Source organism: Pseudorhizobium marinum, from assembly GCF_000705355.1.
In the GTDB taxonomy this organism is placed as follows: domain Bacteria; phylum Pseudomonadota; class Alphaproteobacteria; order Rhizobiales; family Rhizobiaceae; genus Neorhizobium; species Neorhizobium pelagicum.
The window spans coordinates 1-1205 of sequence record NZ_JMQK01000064.1; the positions used below are offsets into that span (position 1 = coordinate 1).

A 1205-nucleotide genomic window follows, 5' to 3' on the forward strand; every position below is an offset into this window, starting at 1 on the left:
GTAGCCGAAGCGGAACGGCAGCAGTCTAGGCGCAGGTCATGGGGGTGTGGACGAAGGAGGATGAAAATTCCTGCAAGCGGTTGATTTCAAATGACACAGCTTTTCGAGATGTCCCGCTTTCAGCGTACTTGACCAAATTCGCGAGGTGAGGAACTCTCCGGCATGGCAGGGGGATGCGGACATGGGCATGACACCGGAGAGGCTGAAGGCGCTGCTTGCCTTCGAGGCGCTGTCGTTCACTCTTGACGACGCGGCCAGCGTGTCCGCCCAGGGCCATGTCGTGGAGCGGCTGCGGTTCAACCTTGCCGACGGTCAGACGGTGCGGGGCCTGCTGACGCGGCCGGTGGGACCAATGCAGAGGCGGCCGGCCATCCTGCACTGCCATGCCCACGGCGGGCGCTACGAGATCGGTGCCGGGGAGCTGCTCGACGGGCGGCCGGCGCTTCTCGACCCGCCAGGTCCGGCGCTGGCGCGCGAGGGCTATGTGGTGCTGTCGATCGACATGCCGACATTTGGGGAACGCGCCGCTGAAAAGGAGGACGCCGCCGCGAAGGCCGCGCTCTGGCACGGCAAGACGCTGTTCGGCCGGATGGTGTCCGAACAGGCGGCGGCGTTGACCTGGCTTTGCGAGCGGCCGGATGTCGATGCGGACCGGATCGCCGTGACCGGATTGTCGATGGGGGCGACGCTCGCCTATTTCCTGGCCGCCGTCGATCCACGCCCCGCCGCGGTGGCGCATCTCTGCTGCTACGCCGATCTCGCCGACCTGGTGTCGACCGGCGCGCATGACCTTCACGGCCACTACCTGACGATCCCCGGACTGCTGCGCGAGACGTCGACGGGCGAGATTGCCGGCCTCGTTGCGCCGCGCCCGCAGCTGATCTGCGTCGGGGAGGACGATCCGCTGACGCCGCCTACCGCCGTCGCGACGGCCTTGCAAGCCACCCGGGCTGCCTATGCGGATGCGCAGGCTTCGCTGGTGTTCCTGTCGCAACCGCACGTCGGCCACCGGGAGACGCCGGCGATGCGCCGCGCGCTCATCACCTTCCTGGACAACTACCTGTGAACCGCCCTGCCTGTCCGTTCATGGCTCGTTCAGGGCTGACGGGGAACAATGGCAGGCGTCAAAACATTGAGCGAACCGATACGGCAAATGCCAATTGCATGAGTTTCGCAGGAGGAAAACACGTGAAGAAACATCTGTT

At 65.7% G+C, this 1205-nt stretch carries 1 protein-coding gene; it reads left to right on the forward strand.

Translation table 11 applies throughout. From position 1 onward, the window contains the following. The first annotated feature begins 181 nt into the window (after positions 1 to 181). Complete coding sequence (locus tag EO99_RS0125375) at positions 182 to 1066, forward strand: alpha/beta hydrolase family protein (RefSeq protein WP_029621326.1); 885 nt, start codon at positions 182 to 184, stop codon at positions 1064 to 1066. Positions 1067 to 1205: the final 139 nt, after the last annotated feature.

Coding starts and splice junctions, on each gene's coding strand:
- EO99_RS0125375 (WP_029621326.1), top strand. CDS start 182: ATGGGCATGACACCGGAGAGGCTGAAGGCGCTGCTTGCCTTCGAGGCG.